This window comes from Chitinophaga ginsengisegetis (assembly GCF_900168065.1).
In the GTDB taxonomy this organism is placed as follows: Bacteria; Bacteroidota; Bacteroidia; order Chitinophagales; family Chitinophagaceae; genus Chitinophaga; species Chitinophaga ginsengisegetis.
Genome location: NZ_FUZZ01000003.1, coordinates 216,571 through 237,405, shown reverse-complemented (window position 1 = coordinate 237,405; position 20,835 = coordinate 216,571). Strand labels below are relative to the sequence as shown.

Below are 20,835 nucleotides of genomic sequence, written 5' to 3'. Positions count from 1 at the left end.
GCTAAATACTATTTGCCATAAAAACTTATTCTTTTACTAAGGAAGAAAGGTTAAAAAGCAGAAAACTTATTGAAACGCTTTTTCGTGAAGGAAAAGCGTTTTCTGTTTTTCCCTACCGGGTTGTTTACATGCCGTTGAAAGAACCGGGTAAATACCCCGTGCAGGTAGGCTTTAGCGCTGCTACCCGCCGGTTTCCCCATGCGGTAGACCGGAACCGCATCAAACGCCTGGGCCGTGAAGCCTGGCGCCTGCAAAAGCAGGAACTCTACGACCACCTTCGGTCTGAATCAAAACAGATCGCCGTTTTCCTCATCTACACCGACAAAAAAATCGCCGGTTTTTCTACCCTGAAAGACAAAATTTCGGTAATTTTAAAAAAGCTGCAAACCAGCATTTAGTACTTAGTAGTTAGCTTTTAGCTGATTGCAGCAAAACCGGTATTTGACATTCCGTTAAATGGCCCGCTTATTTTTTACTGGCGAAAAGCTAACTGCTAAAAGCTGCTTATGAATCGTGTTGTGCGCTGGCTTAGTTTCCCTTTTATCTTCCTGATAAAAATTTATCAATGGTTTATCTCGCCCCTTCTGGGCAGTAAATGCCGTTATACCCCCACCTGCTCACAATACGGGCTGGAAGCATTTAAAAAATATGGCCCTTTCAAAGGCGGCTATCTCACCATAAAGCGTATCTTGTCATGCCACCCCTGGGGTGGACATGGATATGATCCGGTACCATAATTATTACCGGTTGCCAACTACTATCATTCATCTTATACACTCGTTGCATGCGTGCGTTTTTTAATAAAAGAAGGAAACTGACAGCAGCCCTGCTCCTGATCATCACAACAGCAGGGATCTTCGCTTTCAATGAAAACGATAAGTATTTCCAGATTGCCAAAAACCTGGACATATTCGCCGCTTTCTACCGGGAACTGAATACGTATTACGTAGATGACCTCCCTCCTGAAAAAGTGATGCGGAAAGGCATTGAAGCTATGCTGGAAGAAACAGATCCATTTACAGATTTTGTTTCCGAAGAAAACCTGGACGATCTTAAATTTATGGCCACCGGTAAATACGGCGGTGTAGGCGCCTCCATCAACACCAGCGGCGAATGGACCTCCATCACCGATGTATACGAAGGCAGCCCTATGGACAGGGCCGGCGTAAAACCAGGCGATATCATCGTGAGTATGGATGGCAAGTCCAGCAAAAATGTAGCCCAGGAAGAAATCAGCAGGCAGCTTAAAGGCGCTGCCGGTACCCCGCTGGACATGGTGTTCCGCAACCCGGTAACCGGTGTGGAAACCCCTAAAAAAATCATCCGCGAGGAAATTAATGTGAAGGCTGTCAGCTATGCAGGCATCCTGAAAAATGATATCGGCTATATCAAAATGACCCAGTTCACAGAGAACAGCGGCGCTATGGTACGCAAAGCGGTGGAACAACTGAAACAAACCAACCCCGCTTTAAAAGGCATGATCCTCGACCTGCGCGGCAACCCCGGCGGATTACTGGATGAAGCCGTTGTGGTAGCCAACATCTTTGTAGATAAAAATAAACTCATTGTAAGTACCAAAGGAAAAGTAAAGAACTGGGACCGTAACTACGAAACATCCGAACAACCGGTAGACCTGCACCTCCCGTTAACTGTGCTCACCAATCACTCCTCTGCTTCTGCCGCTGAAATAGTGGCCGGCAGCGTACAGGATCTCGACCGCGGACTGGTAATAGGACAACGCTCCTACGGGAAAGGCCTGGTACAAACCACCCGTCAGCTGCCCTACAATACCAAACTAAAAGTAACTACTGCTAAATATTATACGCCAAGTGGCCGCTGTATCCAGGCTATCGACTACTCACACCGCAACGATGATGGCAGTGTAGACTATGTGCCGGATTCCCTGCGTAAGTCATTTACCACCGCAGGTGGCCGCGCCGTAAAAGATGGCGGCGGTATTGAACCGGATGCAAAGGTAGATCCTACCTACATCAGCCAGGTAGCCATTACCCTCATCCGCAAACAATTTATTTTTGATTACGCCACCAGCTACTATTATCGTCATCCGAAAATAGCTGCTGCCGGCTCTTTTGCGCTCTCTGAAAGCGACTTCGAAGATTTTGAACGCTATCTTGAGAACAAAGATTACAGCTACAAAACACGTAGCGAAGAAGCCCTGGATTCTTTCAAAAGCACCGCAAAAAAAGAGAAGTATTATGATGCCATCGCCAAAGAGCTGGAAACACTCGAAGCGAAAATGAAACACGATAAGAAGCAGGATCTGCTGAAGAATAAAACAGAAATAAAACGGTTACTGGAAGAAGAAATAGTGAACCGCTATTATTTGCAGAGAGGCCGTATTATCAGGTCGCTCGAATGGGATAACGAAGTAAATACCGCTATCGACTTATTGCATAATCCATCAAAATATAAGCAACTGCTTGCGGTAGCGAAGTAATCGCCCCCGTTGCTGATAACATTGAAGCCTGCAAACATGCCCCGGTTGTCACCGGAGTTTGTTTGCAGGCTTCATTATTCCTCCTTTTCCAATTCTCATATAAATTATGAATTCCCGTAGAATAATTATATTTTGAGAGTCCAGTGAATAATAAACACATATCATTTCTCAATCTAAATGGGTTATCATGCCAGTAAATTCCAATGAAGACTCTCGCCGGAGTTTCATCAGTAAATTTGCCAAGGGAGTAGTAGGAGCGTCACTGCTGCCAAGTATCCTGACCGCAGCTGATAAACAAAGAAACATTCAATCACTTTCCCGCCTGAAAGAAAAATACAGTCCGAACGACCAGATACAGATTGCACTGATAGGTGCCGGTGGTATGGGAACAGCAGATGCCAATACGGCAATCACCGTGCCCGGTGTAAAGCTGATAGCCGCCTGTGATTTGTATGATGGCCGTTTGGCTGATGCAAAAAAGAAATGGGGTAATGATATTTACACTACCCGCAGTTACCAGGATATCCTGGACAGAAAAGACATTGATGCCGTGATCATCGCAGTGCCGGACTTCTGGCACAAAGATATTTCTGTGGCAGCCATGAATAAAGGCAAATCCGTGTATTGCGAAAAGCCGATGGTACATGATATCACCGAAGGCCCTGCAGTAGTGGAAGCGCAGCAACGCAACGGAAAGGTAGTATACCAGGTAGGCAGCCAGGGTATGAGCTCCCTGGGTAATGAAAAAGCCCGGCAGCTGCTGAAAGATGGCGCTATCGGTAAACTTAATTATGCAGAAGGCTTCTGGGCACGTATGTCGCCCACCGGCGCATGGCAATATCCTATTCCTGCGGATGCTTCCACTAAAACAGTAGACTGGACCGCTTACCTCAAAAACGCGCCCAAGCGCGATTTTGACCCGTTACGTTTCTTCCGCTGGCGTAATTATAAAGACTATGGTACCGGCGTTTCCGGCGATCTGTTCGTTCACCTGTTTTCCAGTCTTCACCTGGTAACCGGTTCCCTCGGGCCCAACAAAGTAATGGCTACCGGCGGATTACGTTACTGGAAAGACGGCAGGGAAGTACCGGATATTATGCTCGGAATGTTTGATTATCCTGAAACAGAAATACATCCTGCATTTAACCTGTCGCTCCGCGTAAACTTTGTGGATGGTACCGGTGGTACCAACTACCTGCGCATGGTAGGCAGCGAAGGCTCCATGACGGTAGAATGGGATAAGGTAACCCTGTTCCGCAATAACGTACAGGTAGATGAAAACGATCCGCTGGCTACTGCCAATGCAGCTGCTTCCAACAATGGAAAATCGTATGCCTATCACCGTGCGAACATGCTGGATCCTGAAAAGATGATCTATGAAGCAGAGAAAGGGTACAAAGGCGCGCACTTTGATCACTTCTACAACCTGTTTAATGCAATGCGTACCAATGGCAAAGTAGCGGAAGATCCTACATTTGGTTTCCGTGCTGCCGCACCGGCGCTGCTGTGTAACGAAAGCTATTTCGATAATAAGATCATCCACTGGGATCCGAAGAATCTGAAAGTAGTGAACAAGTAATTAAACACGTGTACATATGAAGCACCTTTTGGTTCCTGCGTTGTCGGTATTAACTATTGCGGCCGCATCTTGCGGAAGCAATACAGTAAGGGGTTGTCAAAAAAAGGCCACATTGCGTTGCAGGATCATGACAGCGAAATATGGTTCAAAAATTTAAAGATCAGGGAACTATAAACAATTGGTCAAGCATATAAAAAATCCCGTCAAGGTTTACCTGGCGGGATTTTTTTATACAGTTTGATGAACTGGGGAGAGCTTATACAGCTGCTTCGTAGCGTTTGCTGATGGCGTTCCAGTCTACAACGTTCCAGAATGCTTTCAGGTATTCCGGACGGCGGTTCTGATATTTCAGGTAGTAAGCATGTTCCCATACGTCTACACCGAGGATAGGCGTGCCTTTTACCTCAGCTACATCCATCAGCGGGTTGTCCTGGTTTGGCGTGGAAGAAACTTCCAGTTTGCCATCCTTTACGGTTAACCATGCCCAGCCAGAGCCGAAGCGGGTAGCGCCGGCAGTGCTGAATTTTTCCTGGAATGCTTCGAAAGATCCAAAGGTGCTGTTGATAGCATCTGCCAGTTTACCGGTTGGTGCACCGCCTGCGTTTGGCGCCAGGCTGGTCCAGAAGAAACTGTGATTCCAGTGACCACCGCCATTGTTTCTTACAGCCGGGCTGATTTTACCGGCGTTAGCTACCAGTTCTTCCAGCGATTTGTTCTCGTTTTCTGTGCCTGCTACTGCTTTGTTCAGATTGTCTACATAAGCCTGGTGGTGCTTACCATGATGAATTTCCATTGTCAGTTTATCGAAATTCGGCTCTAACGCATCGGTAGCGTAGGGTAAGCTCGGAAGTGTAAATGCCATAACTCTAATTTTTATGGGTTTTAAAATATGATTTCTTGATAGTCGCCAAATTTACTGCCAATCCGTTAAAATTTAGATATTTATTATTAAGTTAACCACATGTTCTGCAGGCGACTGTAAAAAGGGAATGGGGTAACCGGATAATTAGTGAAATCAATCAATGCCTGGGCTTGATCATATGGAAAATTATTTTATATTTACGGATACTCGGTTTAACAGGACGTAACATCAGGCATATTTTTCAGGTATGCCCGGTTGTTGTTTACCTATTGTTTGTTTAAAACTTATAGTATGCAGACAGGCTCGGACTCGGGGCTACATTTTTCCCTCAATGCCTTACAGAAGGAAAATGAGCATTTAAAAAATCGTATCCATTGGTTGGAGAGCGTTTTACATCATGTACCCGCCATGATTTACAGTTACGATAACAATAATAAATGTGTGACATGGTGCAACGACCGTCTCGCAGAAACGGTTGGTTTTTCTGCTGATGAGATGACCGGTATGGGAATAGAATTTTTCCGACACATCATGCATCCTGAAGACTTCAAACTGGCAGCTGTAGCACAGCAATCCTTTATCAATAACAAAGCACAGTTTGGCGGCCTGGCCCGCATCCGCAAAAAAGGAGAAATTGACTACCGGTGGCTGCTTGGGTTGGAAGTGCCATTTACGCACGATAAGAATGGAAGGGTGGTGGAAATCATCTGTGCCTTTTTAGATCTCACCAATGCCATTGATACCAATGCTCAACTGTCTGAAGCATTGGCAGCCATCATGCGCCGCCAGAATGAAACCCTTTTCAACAAACTCACCCCGCGGGAGAAAGATGTATTAGGAATGGCTGTAAAAGGACTGAACAACAAAGAAATAGCCCAATCGTTGAACCTTAGCCGTTATACCGTGGAAACCCACCGGAAAAACATCCGGCTGAAACTGAAAGTGCGTAACACCTCAGAACTGGTAGCAATTGCCCGTAAGATAGGATTTGAATAAAATTGTATTTTCCTGATAGCCAACTTTTAAGGAGAAATATCTGGTTGCAGAATATTTGCTAAAAATTGCTAAATATTTCAAAAATACCCAACATTGGGTATTTGCTCGTTTTTCAAACTCCACTAATTTAGTGAATTAAATATTACATGTGTTTTTTAAACATCCGCTATGATTATTAGCTGAAACACCCCTATGACTATGATAACCGAGGAAAGAGCATTTGACATCTTACAACTGGAAGAATCTGCAACTGCGGACGAAATTGTGGCACGCTACGAAATCCTTAAAGATCAATACAGAAAAATAAAAGATGAAACGGAAGACCTGAGAACGCGGCTGGCGTACCAGTTGAAACAAATAGAACTGGACGACGTATTTATATATTTCAGAAGGAAACAAAGAATATAACAGAACCACCGGTATTCTTCCTTTATATATCCACAGGGAAAACTATGCCCTCATCTGCCCGTTGGCTTTAATTCATTATATTTACCAGCCTAAACCCTACCTAAACAATCATTCTATGAATGTTATCTTGATCGTTTTGATAGTACTGGCTTTAGTCATCATACTATCATCGTTTGTAACGGTGCAGCAGGGAAACATTGCTGTTACTACTATCTTCGGAAAATACAACCGGGTGCTTTTCCCCGGACTGAACTGGAAAATACCCATCATTGAAAAGGTATTTAAAAGGGTATCCATCCAGAACAGATCTGTGGAACTGGAATTCCAGGCCATCACCATTGACCAGGCGAATGTGTATTTCAAGGCCATGCTGTTGTATGCCGTGTGGAACCAGGAAGAAGAAACGCTTAAGAATGTGGCATTCAAATTTATGGATGAAAGAAGCTTTATGCAGGCGCTGGTTCGCACCATTGAAGGTTCTATCCGTGGATTTGTAGCTACTAAAAGACAGGCAGAGGTGTTAGGACTCCGTAAAGATATTACGGAACACGTAAAAGAACAGATCGACAAAACCCTGGAAGAATGGGGTTTCCACCTGCTGGATCTGCAGATGAATGACATCACTTTTGATGAAGTGATCATGAAGTCGATGGCGCAGGTAGTGGCTTCCAATAACCTGAAAGCAGCTGCTGAAAATGAAGGTCAGGCTTTACTGATCACCAAAACAAAAGCGGCAGAAGCAGATGGTAATGCGATCAAGATTGCAGCAGAAGCAGAGCGCCAGGCCGCGCAGTTGCGCGGTATGGGTGTGGCTTTGTTCCGTGAAGAAGTAGCCAAGGGTATGAGTATGGCCGCCAAAGAAATGCAGCAGGCCAACCTGGATACCTCAGTAATCCTCTTCTCCATGTGGACTGAAGCCATTAAACATTTTGCCGAAAACTCAAAAGGAAACGTCATCTTCCTGGACGGTTCTTCCGAAGGAATGGATCATACCATGAAGCAAATGATGGGCATGAATAAGCTGATGGATTCCACCAAAAAGTAATTATCTCCTTTGTTCAAAGAAGGTTTTCATCAGCTGTAAACTTTCTTCGCTGCACGGACCGGCCTCCAGTTTTGTTTTGGGATGAAACGGGGACCGGTCACCGGTAGCTCTCCGGTAGCTGTTCTTGTCATCTGCCGCGGCATAAACAATCCTGCCTATTTTACTCCAGTATAGCGCCCCGGCACACATCAGGCAGGGTTCCACTGTTACATACAAAGTAGCTTCCATCAGGTATTTACTACCGAGCGTATTGAATGCGGCCGTCAGCGCAATCATTTCTGCGTGTGCGGTACAGTCGTTCAATCTTTCCACATGGTTATAGCCACGGCCAATAATGCGGTTGTTCAGCACTACTACGGCACCAATGGGTACTTCTCCGTCTTCAAAGGCTTTGCGTGCTTCCTGCATCGCCTGCCGCATAAAATGTTCGTCTGTCATAACTGTTAGTGTTCAGCCTTTGATTGCAAAACAACCAAAGGCTAAAAATTATTTGTTGATCATTGCCAGAAACTCATCTTCCGACAGGATCTTAATGGTATTAATTTTCTTCGCCTTTTCCAGCTTGCTGCCGGCATCATCGCCTACTACCAGGTAGTTGAGTTTGCTGCTCACACCGCTCACTATTTTACCGCCTTCCTGTTCCACCATTTCCTCTGCCTCGGTGCGTTTCAGCTTATGCAGGGTGCCGGTAAATAAAAACGTTTGGCCGTTGAGGTTACCCGAGGTATGTGTTTCCTTTTTTGTATTCGTCATGCTGATACCTAAGGCTGCCAGCCTGTTCAGCATTTCAATATTATCATTGTTGGCAAAAAACAGCCGGATGGAACCCGCTACTTTCGGTCCTATATCTTCCAGTGCGAGGATCTGTTCTTCTGTCCAGTTTTGCAGGTCCATGATATGGTTCACTGCATTGGCGAGTGTTTTGGCGGTGGTTTCACCTACATAACGGATACCCAGGCCAAATATCAGGCGGTGCAGCGGCTGCGTTTTTGATTGCTCAATAGCCGATTGAAGATTGGTCAGTGATTTTTTACCAAAGCCTTCCAGCGCGCCTATCTTCTCAAAATCCAGTTCATAAATACCGGGTATATCTTTTAGTAGTCCTAATGAAAAGAATTTGCGCACATTACTTTCGCCAAAGCTTTTGATATCCATTGCATCCTTGCTCACGAAGTGAATCATTCTTTCTACTACCTGTGCTTCACAGCTGATGTTGGTGCAGCGCCAAACGCTTTCCCCTTCCGGCTTTACGAGCTTATCATGACATACGGGGCAGTGTGTAGGAAAGATGATGTCCTGCTCGCTGCCATCGCGTAGGTCGGCCACGGATTTCACGATATAAGGGATCACGTCTCCTGCTCTTTCCACCAGCACGGTATCTCCCAGTTTCAGGTCTTTCTCTTTAATTACTTCTTCATTAAAAAGAGAAATAGAACCTACGGTTACACCGCCAATGGGCACAGGGTCGATCTTTGCCACGGGCGTGATAGAGCCGGTGCGGCCCACCTGGAACTCCACGCTGCGGAGTTTACTGGTGGCCTGCCGGGCCTTGAATTTATAGGCAATGGCCCAGCGCGGGTGATGGGTGGTCATACCCAGCCGGTCCTGCAGGTTATAGTCGTTTACTTTGATCACCATGCCATCTATTTCATACGGCAGGTTGTCACGTTCTGTTTCAAATTTCAGCACGTAGTCAATAACGCCCTGTATACCTTTTATCACTTTCTTTTCTTTGGCAGGGCTGCGGAAACCGAGGGTAGATAATAGTTCCAGCGTACCGCTATGCGTTTTGAGTGCATCGGGTTCTGCTTTTCCCGGGTTCATGTTATGGTAGCTCATGTGATACAGGAAAGCTTCCAGTCCGCGTTTGGCTACTTCATTGGGATCTACCATCCGCAATGAGCCGGAGGCAGCATTGCGCGGATTGGCCAGCGGGGGCTGGTTGTCGGCGATGCGTTTATCGTTAAAGGCTTTGAAGGTGTTTTTATTGATGAGTACTTCCCCGCGTATTTCTATCTGGTGAATGCCATATTTTGAGAAGGAGGCCGACAGGGGGATAGAGCGGATCTGTTTGATATTGGTGGTGATGTCTTCTCCTGCAACGCCATCGCCGCGGGTGGCGCCGCGTGTCAGCCGGTCGTCTTCATAGATCAGTGAAATACTGGCGCCATCGAACTTGGGTTCAATGCAGTATTCAATTTCAGCAAGGCCGGCGCTTTCGCGTGCTTTGCGATCCCAATCCAGCAGGTCGTCGGCATTGTAGGAGTTTTCCAGGCTGAGCATGGGTACCAGGTGTGGTACGGTGATAAATTCTTTGGTGAGTCCCTGTGCTACCCGCTGGGTGGGAGAGTCGGATGTAACGAGGTCCGGATGTTCCAGTTCGAGTTTTTTCAGCCAGGCAAACAACTGGTCGTATTCATAGTCGCTGATCACGGGTTCACTTTCCACGTAGTAGCGCCAGTCGTTATAACTGATTACACGACGAAGGGCATCCAGGGTTTCATCAATGGATTGCAGCAGTTTTTCCTGCTGTAAATGGCTGAGCAGCTTTTTGGCCAGCTGCGTCAGGGTTATTTCTATCTCCTTTGTGTACATAATTGGTATAACTGAGCCGTAAATTTAAACTTATCTTTCAGGTTAGGGATATCTGTTGAAAAAAATCCGGGCACTTTTGTTTTAAATGTGATATTTTTTTCTTTCATTTGAATATAGTTCCACGCGTTATCGAATTAACTGAGTTTACTGTAATTCCACGTCTTTATGATGTCTATGTACACCAAGAACCTCAACACGCACCTCGTTGAAATAAAGGATTATTTCAAGGTAGCCATTTCGGTTGACTGCGTTATTTTCGGATTCAACAACGATGAGTTGAAAGTACTGTTAATAGAATCGGATCTCAAAGAGTTTAAGGGGAAGTGGTCGTTGCTGGGCGACATTGTACGCCCGGAGGAGGAGCTGGATGAAGCAGCTTACCGGGTGCTTAAAGCGCGCACCGGGCTGGATAATGTATACATGGAGCAGGTACAAACCTTTGGGGCGGTGGAGCGGCATCCTGCAGGCCGGGTGATTACCGTGGCCTATTATTCGCTGGTGAACATTGAGCATGTGGAGCTGAAAATGAGTAATAATGAACTGCACTGGCACAGCGTGAAAGAGCTGCATGAAATGGCCTTTGATCACAAACAGATCCTGGATACCTGCCACGAGCGGCTTAAACAGCAGGTGCTGGTACAGCCTATCGGGTTCAACCTCTTGCCCCGCAAATTTTCCCTCCGCGAATTACAGAATTTGTACGAAGCTATCCTGGACATGGAACTGGACCGTCGTAATTTCAGAAAGAAGTTTTTATCGATGGATTTACTGATGGATTTGAATGAAGAGGAAGAAGATGTGCCTCATCGTCCGGCGAAGCTCTATAAATTTAATTTTGATAAATATGACCAAAGAAAGAAGCGTTATCTCGGGATAGGCTTCTAAAACTGCTGTTGTAATATTTTTTTCTCCTTCACTTTTGCAATCTCTGCCATTTCGGTTAATTTAAATGAGGCCAAAATCCTCTGCCACGGAGGATTTGACATTGCTCTCGTGTGCCCCAAAACAGCGGTGTTAATTTTCTATCTAAATAGAAAAAAAAGTTTGTTTTTAACAAAATTTTAAGTAAGATTGTGTAAGATATACACATCTTAAGAAGCAAACAACCGTCAGTTATAAAACCAAAATTTAACTTGTTCGCCAAAAGCATTTTTTTTCGTTTGTTTTATTGCCGTATGTAGAAAATTCCATTTAACAGATTTGAAGACTATAAATCATTTATCACTAGTTTGATTTTATAGTTCCACGTTATGAAACATAAGACTGCTAAGCATTAATGCCTTGTGTCTTACTTTACGCTTTCCCTTGTACAGGTAATGTACAGGGGAAAGTTGTTTTAGGGAAATACTAACCCGATCCGGGATCAGTTAAATATTTTGCAATAAGATCCGGCGCCTGTTCAATCAATTCTAATTCTGGGCAAACCCACGCTATACCGGCAGTTCAGCTGGTTTTTCCGTAACTTGCATTCTTCGCGGATTTCATGCAGGAAGCATGAAATCCCTGGTCAAAAATCCGGTAATTGATATGTCTTATACACCACAACATAAGGTTCGCATTGTAACAGCGGCAGCTTTATTCGACGGGCATGATGCGGCCATCAATATCATGCGGCGCATTATGCAGGCAAAAGGAGCCGAGGTGATTCACCTGGGACATAACCGCTCTGCAGCAGAAATCGTAGACTGTGCCATCCAGGAAGATGCACAGGGTATAGCCGTAACCTCCTACCAGGGAGGCCACGTGGAATTCTTTAAATACATGTACGATCTGCTCCAGGAAAAAGGTTGCGGCCACATCAAGATCTTTGGCGGCGGTGGCGGTACCATTCTCCCGGTAGAAATAGCAGAACTGCATGCCTACGGCATTGCCCGCCTCTACTCACCGGACGATGGCCGGCAAATGGGACTGGAAGGCATGATTGAAGACCTGATCAGCCAGTGTGATATTGCTATCAAACCATTAACTGCCGGCGCCGGCGTGGAAGACATCCCGCAACTGCAGGCAGATAAAAATCCTAAGATCATTGCCAGGGCCATCAGCCTGGCAGAAAACGATATGCCGGTGGCTATGCTCACCGGGCAAAAAGCAAGAACTGCTGTTACAGTAGATGAAGCGGCCGGCACTCACATTACCCACACCGCCGCAGATCCGGAAAGATCTCCTGTACTCGGTATCACCGGAACAGGTGGCGCCGGTAAAAGCAGCGTAACAGATGAACTGGTTCGCCGCTACCTCAATCATACGACCGATAAAACCGTAGCCGTGATTTCGGTGGACCCTTCCAAGAAGAAGACCGGCGGCGCTTTGCTGGGCGACCGGATCCGGATGAATTCCATCCACCACCCACGCGCCTACATGCGCTCACTGGCCACCCGCGAAAGCGACAAAGCCATCAGCGAACATATCCAGGAAGCCATCGATATCTGCAAACTGGCAGCATACGATTTTATTATCCTGGAAACATCCGGTATTGGTCAGAGCGATACCGCCATCACAGACTATTGCGATGTTTCGCTGTATGTGATGACACCGGAATATGGCGCCGCTTCCCAGCTGGAGAAGATCAACATGCTGGACTATGCCGATGTAATTGCCATCAACAAATTTGACAAGGCCGGCGCACTGGATGCCCTGCACGATGTGCGTAAACAATATAAGCGTAACCACAACCTCTGGAACGCCAAAGAAGAAGAATTGCCGGTGGTAGGCTCCATTGCTTCCCAGTTCAATGACGCAGGCATCAACCTGCTGTTTGAAAAAGTAATGGAAAAAGTGGAAGAGAAAACCGGCGCCAGCTTCGGACCTATGGCGCATGAAAGCGTTAAGTCCACTTCTACCAAATCACAGATCATCCCACCGGCCAGGGTACGTTACCTGGCGGAGATCTCCGAAGCCATCGGCGATTACAGCAAATGGGTGGATGAGCAATGCAAACTGGCTACACAGCTATACCAGGTGGAAGGTGTAATGGCCCTGCATCCGGCATCCGCCGCCGCACTGGCCGACATCAAAGCACACCTGGAAAAATCATTACACCCGGAATGTAAAAAACTGGTGGAGGACTGGCCTGCACTGGTGAAGAAATATACCGCCGACTTTTACGAGTTCCAGGTAAGGGACAAAGTGATCAAACTACCGCTGTACAGCGAAAGCCTCAGCCACAGCCGTATTCCAAAGGTGTCGCTGCCTAAGTATAAAGACTGGGGCGATATTCTGCGCTGGCAGCTCACCGAAAACCTGCCCGGTGAATTCCCTTATGCGGCAGGCGTGTTCCCGTTGAAGCGCGAAGGAGAAGACCCTACCCGCATGTTTGCAGGGGAAGGTGGTCCGGAAAGGACGAACAAACGTTTTCACTACGTATCACTCGACCAGCCGGCAAAGCGGCTGTCTACTGCATTCGACAGTGTTACCCTTTACGGCGAAGATCCGGCAGTGCGTCCTGATATCTACGGTAAAGTAGGCAACTCCGGCGTGAGCATCGCCACTGTAGACGACGCCAAAAAGTTATACAGCGGTTTCGATCTCTGCGATCCGAAAACGTCGGTATCCATGACCATCAACGGTCCTGCGCCCATACTGCTGGCGTTTTTCATGAATGCAGCCATTGATCAGCAATGCGAAAAATATATCAAAGAGCAGGGTCTTACCGAAAAAGTAAAGGCCCTCATCAAAACTAAATTCAAAGATCATCCGCTGCCACACTACAGCGGCGATCTGCCGGCAGGTAACGATGGCCTGGGTTTACAGCTGTTGGGGATTTCGGGAGAAGAAGTACTGGACAAAGATGTATATGAAAAGATCAAAGCGCATGCTCTCAGCACAGTTCGTGGCACCGTGCAGGCAGATATCCTGAAGGAAGACCAGGCGCAAAACACCTGTATCTTTTCTACAGAATTTGCATTAAAACTGATGGGAGATGTACAGGAATATTTCATTACGCAAAAAGTCCGCAACTTCTATTCTGTCAGCATTTCCGGCTACCATATTGCAGAAGCCGGCGCCAATCCTATCACGCAACTGGCGTTTACCCTGGCAAACGGTTTTACCTACGTAGAGTATTACCTGAGCCGCGGCATGAACATCGATGATTTTGCGCCCAACCTGTCGTTCTTCTTCAGCAATGGTATGGACCCTGAGTATGCGGTGATCGGACGTGTGGCCCGCCGTATCTGGGCTAAGGCCATCAAGTATAAATACAAAGGAAACGACCGCTCCCAGAAACTGAAGTATCACATTCAAACTTCCGGTCGCAGTTTACACGCACAGGAAATTGATTTTAACGATATCCGCACTACGCTGCAGGCACTGTATGCAATTTATGATAACTGTAATTCCCTGCACACCAACGCATATGATGAAGCCATTACCACACCTACGGAAGAAAGTGTGAGAAGGGCAATGGCCATACAGCTCATCATTAACCGTGAACTGGGTACCGCTAAAAACGAAAACCCGGTACAGGGAGCGTTCTTCATCGAAGAACTTACCGACCTGGTGGAAGAAGCCGTGTTAACGGAATTTAACCGCATCACCGAACGTGGCGGCGTATTAGGCGCTATGGAGAGAATGTATCAGCGTAACAAAATACAGGAAGAAAGCCTGTACTATGAATCGCTGAAACATACCGGTGAATTCCCGATCGTAGGCGTAAATACTTTCCTGAATAAAAACGGATCGCCTACTATTATCCCGGCAGAAGTGATCCGCTCTACCACAGAGGAAAAGGAATTCCAGATCCATACCCTCGAAGCCTTCCAGCAAAGGCATCAGCATAAGAGCGCCGCTGCACTTAAACAATTACAGCAGGTGGCTGTTAGCAATGGCAACCTCTTTGCGGAACTGATGGAAACGGTGAAGCATTGCTCATTAGGGCAGATCACGCATGCACTGTATGAAGTAGGAGGGCAGTACCGGAGAAATATGTAATCTTAATACTGTTATAAAAGCCTGTATCAATAGCTGATACAGGCTTTTTGTATTATATTAGTATTACCTTTTTGATGGCCGTTATCAGCCGGGTCTGTCTGTCCTATTTTTACAGCTTCACTTATCGGAATTACTATGAAAAGAATACTTGTTGGTTTGGCTTTACTGGGCGCTTTGCAGGCAAATGCCCAAACAGCAGATACCGCGGCAAAGCGGGTGTTGCTGCCCAATGGCTGGGCTTTAACGCCGGTGGGGCATTCGTTGCCACTGGGGGATTTACCCCTGAATATGGTGGTATCTCCATCAGAAAAACTGATAGCGGTTACCAACAATGGTCAAAGCAAACAAACCATACAGCTGATAGATGCCGGAAAGGAGATTGTACTCGATGAAGTGAGTATCCCCAAAGCCTGGCTGGGACTTGCATTCAGCAGGGACGAAAAGAAACTGTATGCTTCCGGCGCCAATGATAACGTAATATGGCAGTATACTATCAGCAATAATAAATTACTGGTAACAGATAGTATCCGGTTGGGATTGTCGTGGCCAAAAGAAAAAATCTGTCCTACCGGGATGACTATCGACTACTCACGTAACCGGCTATACGTAGCAACTAAAGAAGACAACAGTTTATATATTATTGATCTGCTCACAAATAAAGTAATCAGCAAAGTGGCGCTGGGAGCGGAAGCATACACCGTTACTTTATCTAAAAACAGGAACTTGTTATACATCTCTCTTTGGGGAGGCGATGCGGTGGCGGTATTTGATGTTGCCTCCAATAAAATTACCAATACTATAAAAACGGGCAGTCATCCTAACGAAATGATTTTGTCTGCCAACGGAAAATATTTATACGTAGCCAATGCCAATGACAATTCGGTATCGGTGATCAGCACTGCCGGTCAACGGGTTATTGAATCGCTGCAAACGGCCTTGTATCCGGATGCGCCGGCTGGGTCCACTACTAACGGCCTGGCATTATCTGCCAATAACAACACGCTTTATATTGCCAATGCAGATAATAACTGCCTGGCGGTTTTTGATGTGGAAACACCGGGAAAGAGCAGATCGGAGGGATTTATCCCGGTGGGTTGGTATCCTACCTGTGTAAGAAGGATTGGCAAAAAATTATTTGTGGCCAATGGCAAGGGCTTTACTTCTATGGCCAACCCGGAAGGCCCTAACCCGGTGAGCAGGAAGGATGAAAGCGGATCGCACCTGGCGAATACCCGTAAGGATAGGCCGGTGCAGTATATCGCCGGTTTATTCAAAGGCACGCTGTCGATGTTCAACGAACCCGGGGAAGTGCTGCTGGGCCGCTGGTCCAAACAGGTGTATGAGAATACGCCTTACACAAAAGAGAAAGAACAGCATGCTGCCGGAGAAGCGGGGAATCCTATTCCACGAGCTGCAGGGCAATCATCTCCCATTAAGTATGTATTTTATATCATCAAGGAAAACCGTACTTACGACCAGGTGTTAGGTGATATGCCGCATGGCAACGGCGACAGCAGCTTATGCATTTTCCCGGATCGCATTACGCCTAACCAGCATCGTTTGTCCAATGATTTTGTATTGCTGGATAATTTTTATGTAGATGCAGAAGTAAGCGCCGACGGGCATAACTGGAGCATGGCAGCCTATGCCACCGATTATGTGGAAAAAACGTGGCCCACCAGCTACGGTGGCCGGGGTGGTACTTATGACTATGAAGGCAGCCGCAAGGTGGCTTACCCGGAGAAAGGATTCATTTGGGATTACTGTCAGCGCGCCGGTGTTAGCTACCGCACCTACGGCGAGTTTGCGGGGAAAGGAAAGGCGACGCTGAAATCGCTGGAAAAGTATTTCTGCACTGACTATCCTTCATTCGATCTTACCATACAGGATGTTGCGCGGCAACAGATCTGGCAGCGTGATTTCGATTCGTTGCTGGCGATAGATGCTGTGCCGCATTTTAACAGCATCCGTTTAGGGAATGATCATACCAGCGGTATGCGGAAGGGCGCCTATTCGCCTTATGCCTCTGTGGCCGACAATGATCTGGCAGTGGGCCGGCTGGTGGAATACATCTCCCATAGTAAAATATGGAAGGAGAGCGCCATTTTTATACTGGAAGATGACGCACAGAATGGACCTGATCATGTGGATGCACATCGTTCTCCAGCTTATGTGATTAGTCCGTATGTAAAAAGAAATACCGTAAATCATACCATGTATTCCACATCCGGCATGCTGCGTACAATGGAGCTGATCCTGGGTTTGCCGCCTATGAGCCAGTACGATGCTGCTGCTACTCCGATGTGGGAATTATTTTCAGCTACGCCCGATCTCCGGCCGTACACGGTATTACCTGCGAATGTGGATATCAACGAAAGAAATACTGCCTGGAATGAAAGTGCCCGCCGGTCTGCCAGCTTCGACCTGGCGCATGAAGACAGGGTGCCGGATCTGGAGCTGAATGAGGTAGTGTGGAAGGCCATTCGTGGCGAGCAGGCGGTGATGCCGGCGCCCAGAAGAAGCGCTTTTGTGAAGTTGCAGGCCGCTGAAGATGAGGACGACTGATAAATCGATTAAGCAAATCCACAAAACTTTTCTATTTTAGGGTTTCCTAAATTCAAAAACGTTATGGTTGCAAGGAGAGATTTTCTTAAGAACAGCGCCCTGGTAGCAGGCGTTGTTGGGCTTGGATTGCCCAAAACAGTGTTTGGCTGGAATGGGTATACCTCCCAACGTCCGCCCCTGGCAAAGCGGAAATTCACCAGTGAGGCGGTGGAAAAGACAATTATAAAGGTGAAATCCCAGATTGCGGATACCAAATTGGGATGGCTGTTCGAAAACTGTTTCCCTAATACGCTCGACACAACGGTTAATTTTAAGAAAGAAAACGGCCGGCCCGATACTTTCGTGATCACCGGCGATATCAACGCCATGTGGCTGCGCGACTCCTCTGCCCAGGTGTGGCCTTACCTGCCACTGGTAAAGGATGATGCAAAACTGAAAGAAATGGTGGTAGGCGTCATCAACCGTCAAACAAAATGTATCCTCATTGATCCGTATGCCAATGCCTTCAATGAAGGGCCTACCGGCAGCGAATGGGATAAGGATCTGACCACCATGAAGCCTGAACTGCATGAACGCAAATGGGAAATTGATTCCCTGTGCTACCCGGTTCGCCTGTCTTATAACTACTGGAAGATCAGCGGTGACAATACGCCCTTTGATGATAAATACAAACAGGCCGCTCAGCTCATTGTGAAAACATTTAAGGAACAGCAACGTAAAGACGGTCACGGTCCGTATAAATTTCAGCGCAATTCACCCGTACAGTCAGATACCGTTGCCAATGGAGGCTGGGGTAATCCCATTTCCCCGGTAGGGCTGATCGTTTCCATTTTCCGTCCGTCTGATGATGCTACGGTATTTCCTTTCCTGATTCCGTCCAACATGTTTGCCGTAGTATCTCTGCGTCAGCTGGCGGAAATCAGCGAAACTATTTATAAAGATGCAGCCTTTGCACATGAATGTATTGCGCTGGCAGATGAAGTGGACCGCGCTATTAAGGCCCATGCTATTGTGGAACATCCCAAGCTGGGTATGATGTATGGTTTCGAGGTAGATGGTTTCGGTAACCGTTTATTCCTTGACGATACCAATGTGCCCAGTCTCCTGTCTATTCCTTACCTGGGCTATACCGGCATTGATGATCCGTTGTACCAGGCTTCCCGCCACTTTGTATGGAGCAATTTCCAGCCCTGGTTTTACAGGGGCAAATATGGTGATGGGGTAGGCAGTCCGCATACCGGTAACGACTATATCTGGCCGATGAGCATTATCATGAGAGCTTTAACCAGTCATGATAAGGAGGAAATAGCTTCCTGTATTAAAACCTTACGGAATACTGACGGTGAAACCGGGTTTATTCATGAATCCTATCATAAAGATGATCCGTCGAAGTTTACCCGTCCGTGGTTTGCGTGGGTGAATACACTCTTTGGAGAGCTGATCCTGAAAGTAAGCCAGGAGTATCCTGATCTGCTGAAGAGACAATACGCATAGATAATCCGGAATGTCCATACCAGGGGTTTTGTGGTTTATGTTCAATATATTGTGAACATACACCATGAAATCCCTGATTTTTTTTGTTATAAATACCAGATAAATGACACCAGCAGATACGTACCAACAAAGGATCCATCAGTTCCGGGAAGCGATAAAAAAAGAGAAGCGGTTAACCGCCAGCCTGTCGTGGGCACGGCTGGTTAGTTTCCTGGTGATAGTAGCCGGCATCGTGTTTTTTATCCGGAACGGCTGGGAGGCGCCGTGGTTGCTGGTTACAGCTGCAGGTGTGATTGCGTTTATAGTATTACTGGTGTTGTATTCCAGCGCACAGCAGAAGCTGCAGCTCTTCAAATCCCTGCTGGAGCTGAATGAGAAGGAATTGCAGGTGGTAACTACCTGGCAATCGGCGTTTGACGACGGGAATGAGTTTGTGGACGACAAGCATGATTTCAGCAGCGACCTGGATGTTTTCGGGCCGTCTTCTATTTTTCAGCATATTAACCGCACGGGTACTTTGTCCGGCAAGCGGCAGCTGGCCGCCGCATTGAGAAACCCGCTGGAAGAAGCTCCCGCTATACTGGCCACACAGGAGGCTTTGCAGGTGCTTACACCGGAACTGGAGTTCCGGCAGTTGCTCACCGCTAATGCCACGCTGGCAAAAGAGGAAGAAAGCGATCGCAGGGAAATCAGCGCTTGGCTGGAAATGCCTTTCCATTTTCTGCACAACAAATTTATAAATGTGGTTATCTGGCTGAGTCCTTTGCTGGTAACCGGCTCCATTGTGGTGTATGCCACCACCGGTAAGTATTACCCGTTGTTAATACTGATTATGTTGAACTGGCTGCTGCTGGGCGGCAGTCAGAAAAAGATCATGGCGCAATATGTCCTGATTTCCCACAAAGAACGGATACTGGATAAGTTCTCTATCTTATTACATCTTATAAAAAACGGCAGTTTCAAAAAATCCGCTTTACTGCAACAGCAGCAGGATATGGCCAAAGAGGCCGATGTAGCACTGCGGCAGTTATCTAAAGTATGCAATGCATTTGACCAGCGGCTGAACCTTTTGGTGGCGCTGGGGCTCAATTCCCTGATGCTGTATGATCTCCATTGCATCCTGCGTTTGGAACGATGGAAAAAGCAGCATAAGCAGCACATCACCCGGTGGTTTGATGTGATTACCCAGCTGGAAGTGTGGAATAGCCTGGCTACTTATGCCTTTAATCATCCGGAATTTTCGTGGCCTGCGCCGCAGGCAGAAGGCCGCATCCTGGAAGCTACGGCGCTTGGGCATCCCCTGATCCCGGCCAGCGAATGCGTGAAGAACGATGGCGCCGCCGGCAGCAAGGATCATTTCCTGATCATTACCGGGTCTAATATGTCCGGTAAAAGTACCTTCCTGCGGAGCGTAGGCTCCAACCTATTGATGGCTATGTGCGGCGCACCGGTGTGTGCCGACCGTTTTGTGTTCAGCCCTATGCGTATCATGACTTCCATGCGTATCAAGGATTCTATCGCCAGCCACACCTCTTATTTCCAGGCGGAGTTGCTGCGGTTACAACATATTATCCGTCACCTGAAAACCGGTGCGCGGGTATTTATTTTGTTAGATGAAATTCTCAAAGGCACCAATTCTGAAGATAAATTGTCGGGCTCACGCAGCCTGATAGAGCATTTCCTGCAATATAACTGCCTGGGCATGATTGCCACGCACGACCTGGAGCTGGGGCAACTGGAAGCGGCCTATCCCGGTCAGATCAGGAACTACTGCTTTGAAAGTACCATACAGGACAATCACCTCTTCTTCGACTACCGCATCCGGGTGGGCATTGCCCGGAATAAAAACGCCACTTTCCTGATGAAGCAAATGGAAATTATTTAAATCCTAAATATTTTAGTAT

16 protein-coding genes are annotated in these 20,835 nt (G+C 47.0%); 13 read left to right on the top strand and 3 right to left on the bottom strand.

The genetic code is table 11. From position 1 onward, the window contains the following. Positions 1 to 5: 5 nt before the first annotated feature. The 5 genes from B5Z18_RS19550 to B5Z18_RS32835 all read left to right on the top strand — a co-directional run bounded on the left by B5Z18_RS19550 (position 6) and on the right by B5Z18_RS32835 (position 4,211). Positions 6 to 398: a ribonuclease P protein component gene (locus B5Z18_RS19550; protein WP_079471178.1), complete on the top strand. Its 393-nt coding sequence runs from the start codon at positions 6 to 8 to the stop codon at positions 396 to 398. A 108-nt stretch (positions 399 to 506) separates the two neighbouring features. Beyond that, positions 507 to 737 (top strand): membrane protein insertion efficiency factor YidD, encoded by a 231-nt coding sequence (gene yidD, locus B5Z18_RS19545; RefSeq protein ID WP_079471177.1) that lies wholly within the window; start codon positions 507 to 509, stop codon positions 735 to 737. Positions 738 to 784: 47 nt separating this feature from the next. Beyond that, positions 785 to 2,458: a S41 family peptidase gene (locus B5Z18_RS19540; RefSeq protein ID WP_079471176.1), complete on the top strand. Its 1,674-nt coding sequence runs from the start codon at positions 785 to 787 to the stop codon at positions 2,456 to 2,458. Positions 2,459 to 2,645: 187 nt separating this feature from the next. Continuing rightward, the gene (locus B5Z18_RS19535) at positions 2,646 to 4,037 is read left to right on the top strand and encodes a Gfo/Idh/MocA family protein (protein ID WP_079471175.1); all 1,392 of its coding nucleotides are present in this window, start codon (positions 2,646 to 2,648) and stop codon (positions 4,035 to 4,037) included. 69 nt (positions 4,038 to 4,106) lie between these two features. Continuing rightward, positions 4,107 to 4,211, top strand: a complete 105-nt coding sequence (locus tag B5Z18_RS32835) for a 3-keto-alpha-glucoside-1,2-lyase-like domain-containing protein (RefSeq protein WP_317044691.1) — start codon at positions 4,107 to 4,109, stop codon at positions 4,209 to 4,211. A gap of 82 nt (positions 4,212 to 4,293) precedes the next feature. Here the strand turns inward: B5Z18_RS32835 and B5Z18_RS19530 are convergent, their stop codons facing one another. After that, on the bottom strand, positions 4,294 to 4,899 hold the full coding sequence (locus B5Z18_RS19530) for a superoxide dismutase (protein WP_079471174.1): 606 nt from the start codon (positions 4,897 to 4,899) through the stop codon (positions 4,294 to 4,296). 291 nt (positions 4,900 to 5,190) lie between these two features. Between B5Z18_RS19530 and B5Z18_RS19525 the strand changes: the two genes are divergently transcribed. The 3 genes from B5Z18_RS19525 to B5Z18_RS19515 all read left to right on the top strand — a co-directional run bounded on the left by B5Z18_RS19525 (position 5,191) and on the right by B5Z18_RS19515 (position 7,348). Next, entirely contained in the window at positions 5,191 to 5,895 is a 705-nt protein-coding gene (locus B5Z18_RS19525) for a LuxR C-terminal-related transcriptional regulator (protein WP_079471173.1), read from the top strand. A 192-nt stretch (positions 5,896 to 6,087) separates the two neighbouring features. Beyond that, positions 6,088 to 6,303, top strand: a complete 216-nt coding sequence (locus B5Z18_RS19520; RefSeq protein WP_079471172.1) for a hypothetical protein — start codon at positions 6,088 to 6,090, stop codon at positions 6,301 to 6,303. Between the two features lie 115 nt (positions 6,304 to 6,418). Continuing rightward, entirely contained in the window at positions 6,419 to 7,348 is a 930-nt protein-coding gene (locus B5Z18_RS19515; RefSeq protein ID WP_079471171.1) for an SPFH domain-containing protein, read from the top strand. Here the strand turns inward: B5Z18_RS19515 and B5Z18_RS19510 are convergent, their stop codons facing one another. After that, the gene (locus tag B5Z18_RS19510) at positions 7,349 to 7,786 is read right to left on the bottom strand and encodes a nucleoside deaminase (RefSeq protein WP_079471170.1); all 438 of its coding nucleotides are present in this window, start codon (positions 7,784 to 7,786) and stop codon (positions 7,349 to 7,351) included. It abuts the gene before it with no gap. 48 nt (positions 7,787 to 7,834) lie between these two features. After that, entirely contained in the window at positions 7,835 to 9,943 is a 2,109-nt protein-coding gene (gene ligA / locus B5Z18_RS19505; RefSeq protein WP_079471169.1) for an NAD-dependent DNA ligase LigA, read from the bottom strand. A gap of 165 nt (positions 9,944 to 10,108) precedes the next feature. Between ligA and B5Z18_RS19500 the strand changes: the two genes are divergently transcribed. The 5 genes from B5Z18_RS19500 to B5Z18_RS19480 all read left to right on the top strand — a co-directional run bounded on the left by B5Z18_RS19500 (position 10,109) and on the right by B5Z18_RS19480 (position 20,816). Next, entirely contained in the window at positions 10,109 to 10,828 is a 720-nt protein-coding gene (locus tag B5Z18_RS19500) for an NUDIX hydrolase (RefSeq protein ID WP_079471168.1), read from the top strand. 642 nt (positions 10,829 to 11,470) lie between these two features. Further along, entirely contained in the window at positions 11,471 to 14,872 is a 3,402-nt protein-coding gene (locus B5Z18_RS19495; RefSeq protein ID WP_079471763.1) for a methylmalonyl-CoA mutase family protein, read from the top strand. Between the two features lie 135 nt (positions 14,873 to 15,007). Further along, on the top strand, positions 15,008 to 17,437 hold the full coding sequence (locus B5Z18_RS19490) for a bifunctional YncE family protein/alkaline phosphatase family protein (RefSeq protein ID WP_079471167.1): 2,430 nt from the start codon (positions 15,008 to 15,010) through the stop codon (positions 17,435 to 17,437). Between the two features lie 63 nt (positions 17,438 to 17,500). Next, positions 17,501 to 18,931, top strand: a complete 1,431-nt coding sequence (locus tag B5Z18_RS19485) for a glycoside hydrolase family 125 protein (RefSeq protein WP_079471166.1) — start codon at positions 17,501 to 17,503, stop codon at positions 18,929 to 18,931. A gap of 103 nt (positions 18,932 to 19,034) precedes the next feature. Next, positions 19,035 to 20,816, top strand: a complete 1,782-nt coding sequence (locus tag B5Z18_RS19480) for a MutS-related protein (protein ID WP_079471165.1) — start codon at positions 19,035 to 19,037, stop codon at positions 20,814 to 20,816. The last annotated feature ends 19 nt before the right edge of the window (positions 20,817 to 20,835 follow it).

What these genes read in the sequence shown, in the direction of transcription:
- yidD (WP_079471177.1), top strand. Translation starts at nt 507, where the DNA reads ATGAATCGTGTTGTGCGCTGGCTTAGTTTCCCTTTTATCTTCCTGATA.
- B5Z18_RS19540 (WP_079471176.1), top strand. Translation starts at nt 785, where the DNA reads ATGCGTGCGTTTTTTAATAAAAGAAGGAAACTGACAGCAGCCCTGCTC.
- B5Z18_RS19535 (WP_079471175.1), top strand. Translation starts at nt 2,646, where the DNA reads ATGCCAGTAAATTCCAATGAAGACTCTCGCCGGAGTTTCATCAGTAAA.
- B5Z18_RS19530 (WP_079471174.1), bottom strand. Translation starts at nt 4,899, where the DNA reads ATGGCATTTACACTTCCGAGCTTACCCTACGCTACCGATGCGTTAGAG.
- B5Z18_RS19525 (WP_079471173.1), top strand. Translation starts at nt 5,191, where the DNA reads ATGCAGACAGGCTCGGACTCGGGGCTACATTTTTCCCTCAATGCCTTA.
- B5Z18_RS19520 (WP_079471172.1), top strand. Translation starts at nt 6,088, where the DNA reads ATGACTATGATAACCGAGGAAAGAGCATTTGACATCTTACAACTGGAA.
- B5Z18_RS19515 (WP_079471171.1), top strand. Translation starts at nt 6,419, where the DNA reads ATGAATGTTATCTTGATCGTTTTGATAGTACTGGCTTTAGTCATCATA.
- B5Z18_RS19510 (WP_079471170.1), bottom strand. Translation starts at nt 7,786, where the DNA reads ATGACAGACGAACATTTTATGCGGCAGGCGATGCAGGAAGCACGCAAA.
- ligA (WP_079471169.1), bottom strand. Translation starts at nt 9,943, where the DNA reads ATGTACACAAAGGAGATAGAAATAACCCTGACGCAGCTGGCCAAAAAG.
- B5Z18_RS19500 (WP_079471168.1), top strand. Translation starts at nt 10,109, where the DNA reads ATGATGTCTATGTACACCAAGAACCTCAACACGCACCTCGTTGAAATA.
- B5Z18_RS19495 (WP_079471763.1), top strand. Translation starts at nt 11,471, where the DNA reads ATGTCTTATACACCACAACATAAGGTTCGCATTGTAACAGCGGCAGCT.
- B5Z18_RS19490 (WP_079471167.1), top strand. Translation starts at nt 15,008, where the DNA reads ATGAAAAGAATACTTGTTGGTTTGGCTTTACTGGGCGCTTTGCAGGCA.
- B5Z18_RS19485 (WP_079471166.1), top strand. Translation starts at nt 17,501, where the DNA reads ATGGTTGCAAGGAGAGATTTTCTTAAGAACAGCGCCCTGGTAGCAGGC.
- B5Z18_RS19480 (WP_079471165.1), top strand. Translation starts at nt 19,035, where the DNA reads ATGACACCAGCAGATACGTACCAACAAAGGATCCATCAGTTCCGGGAA.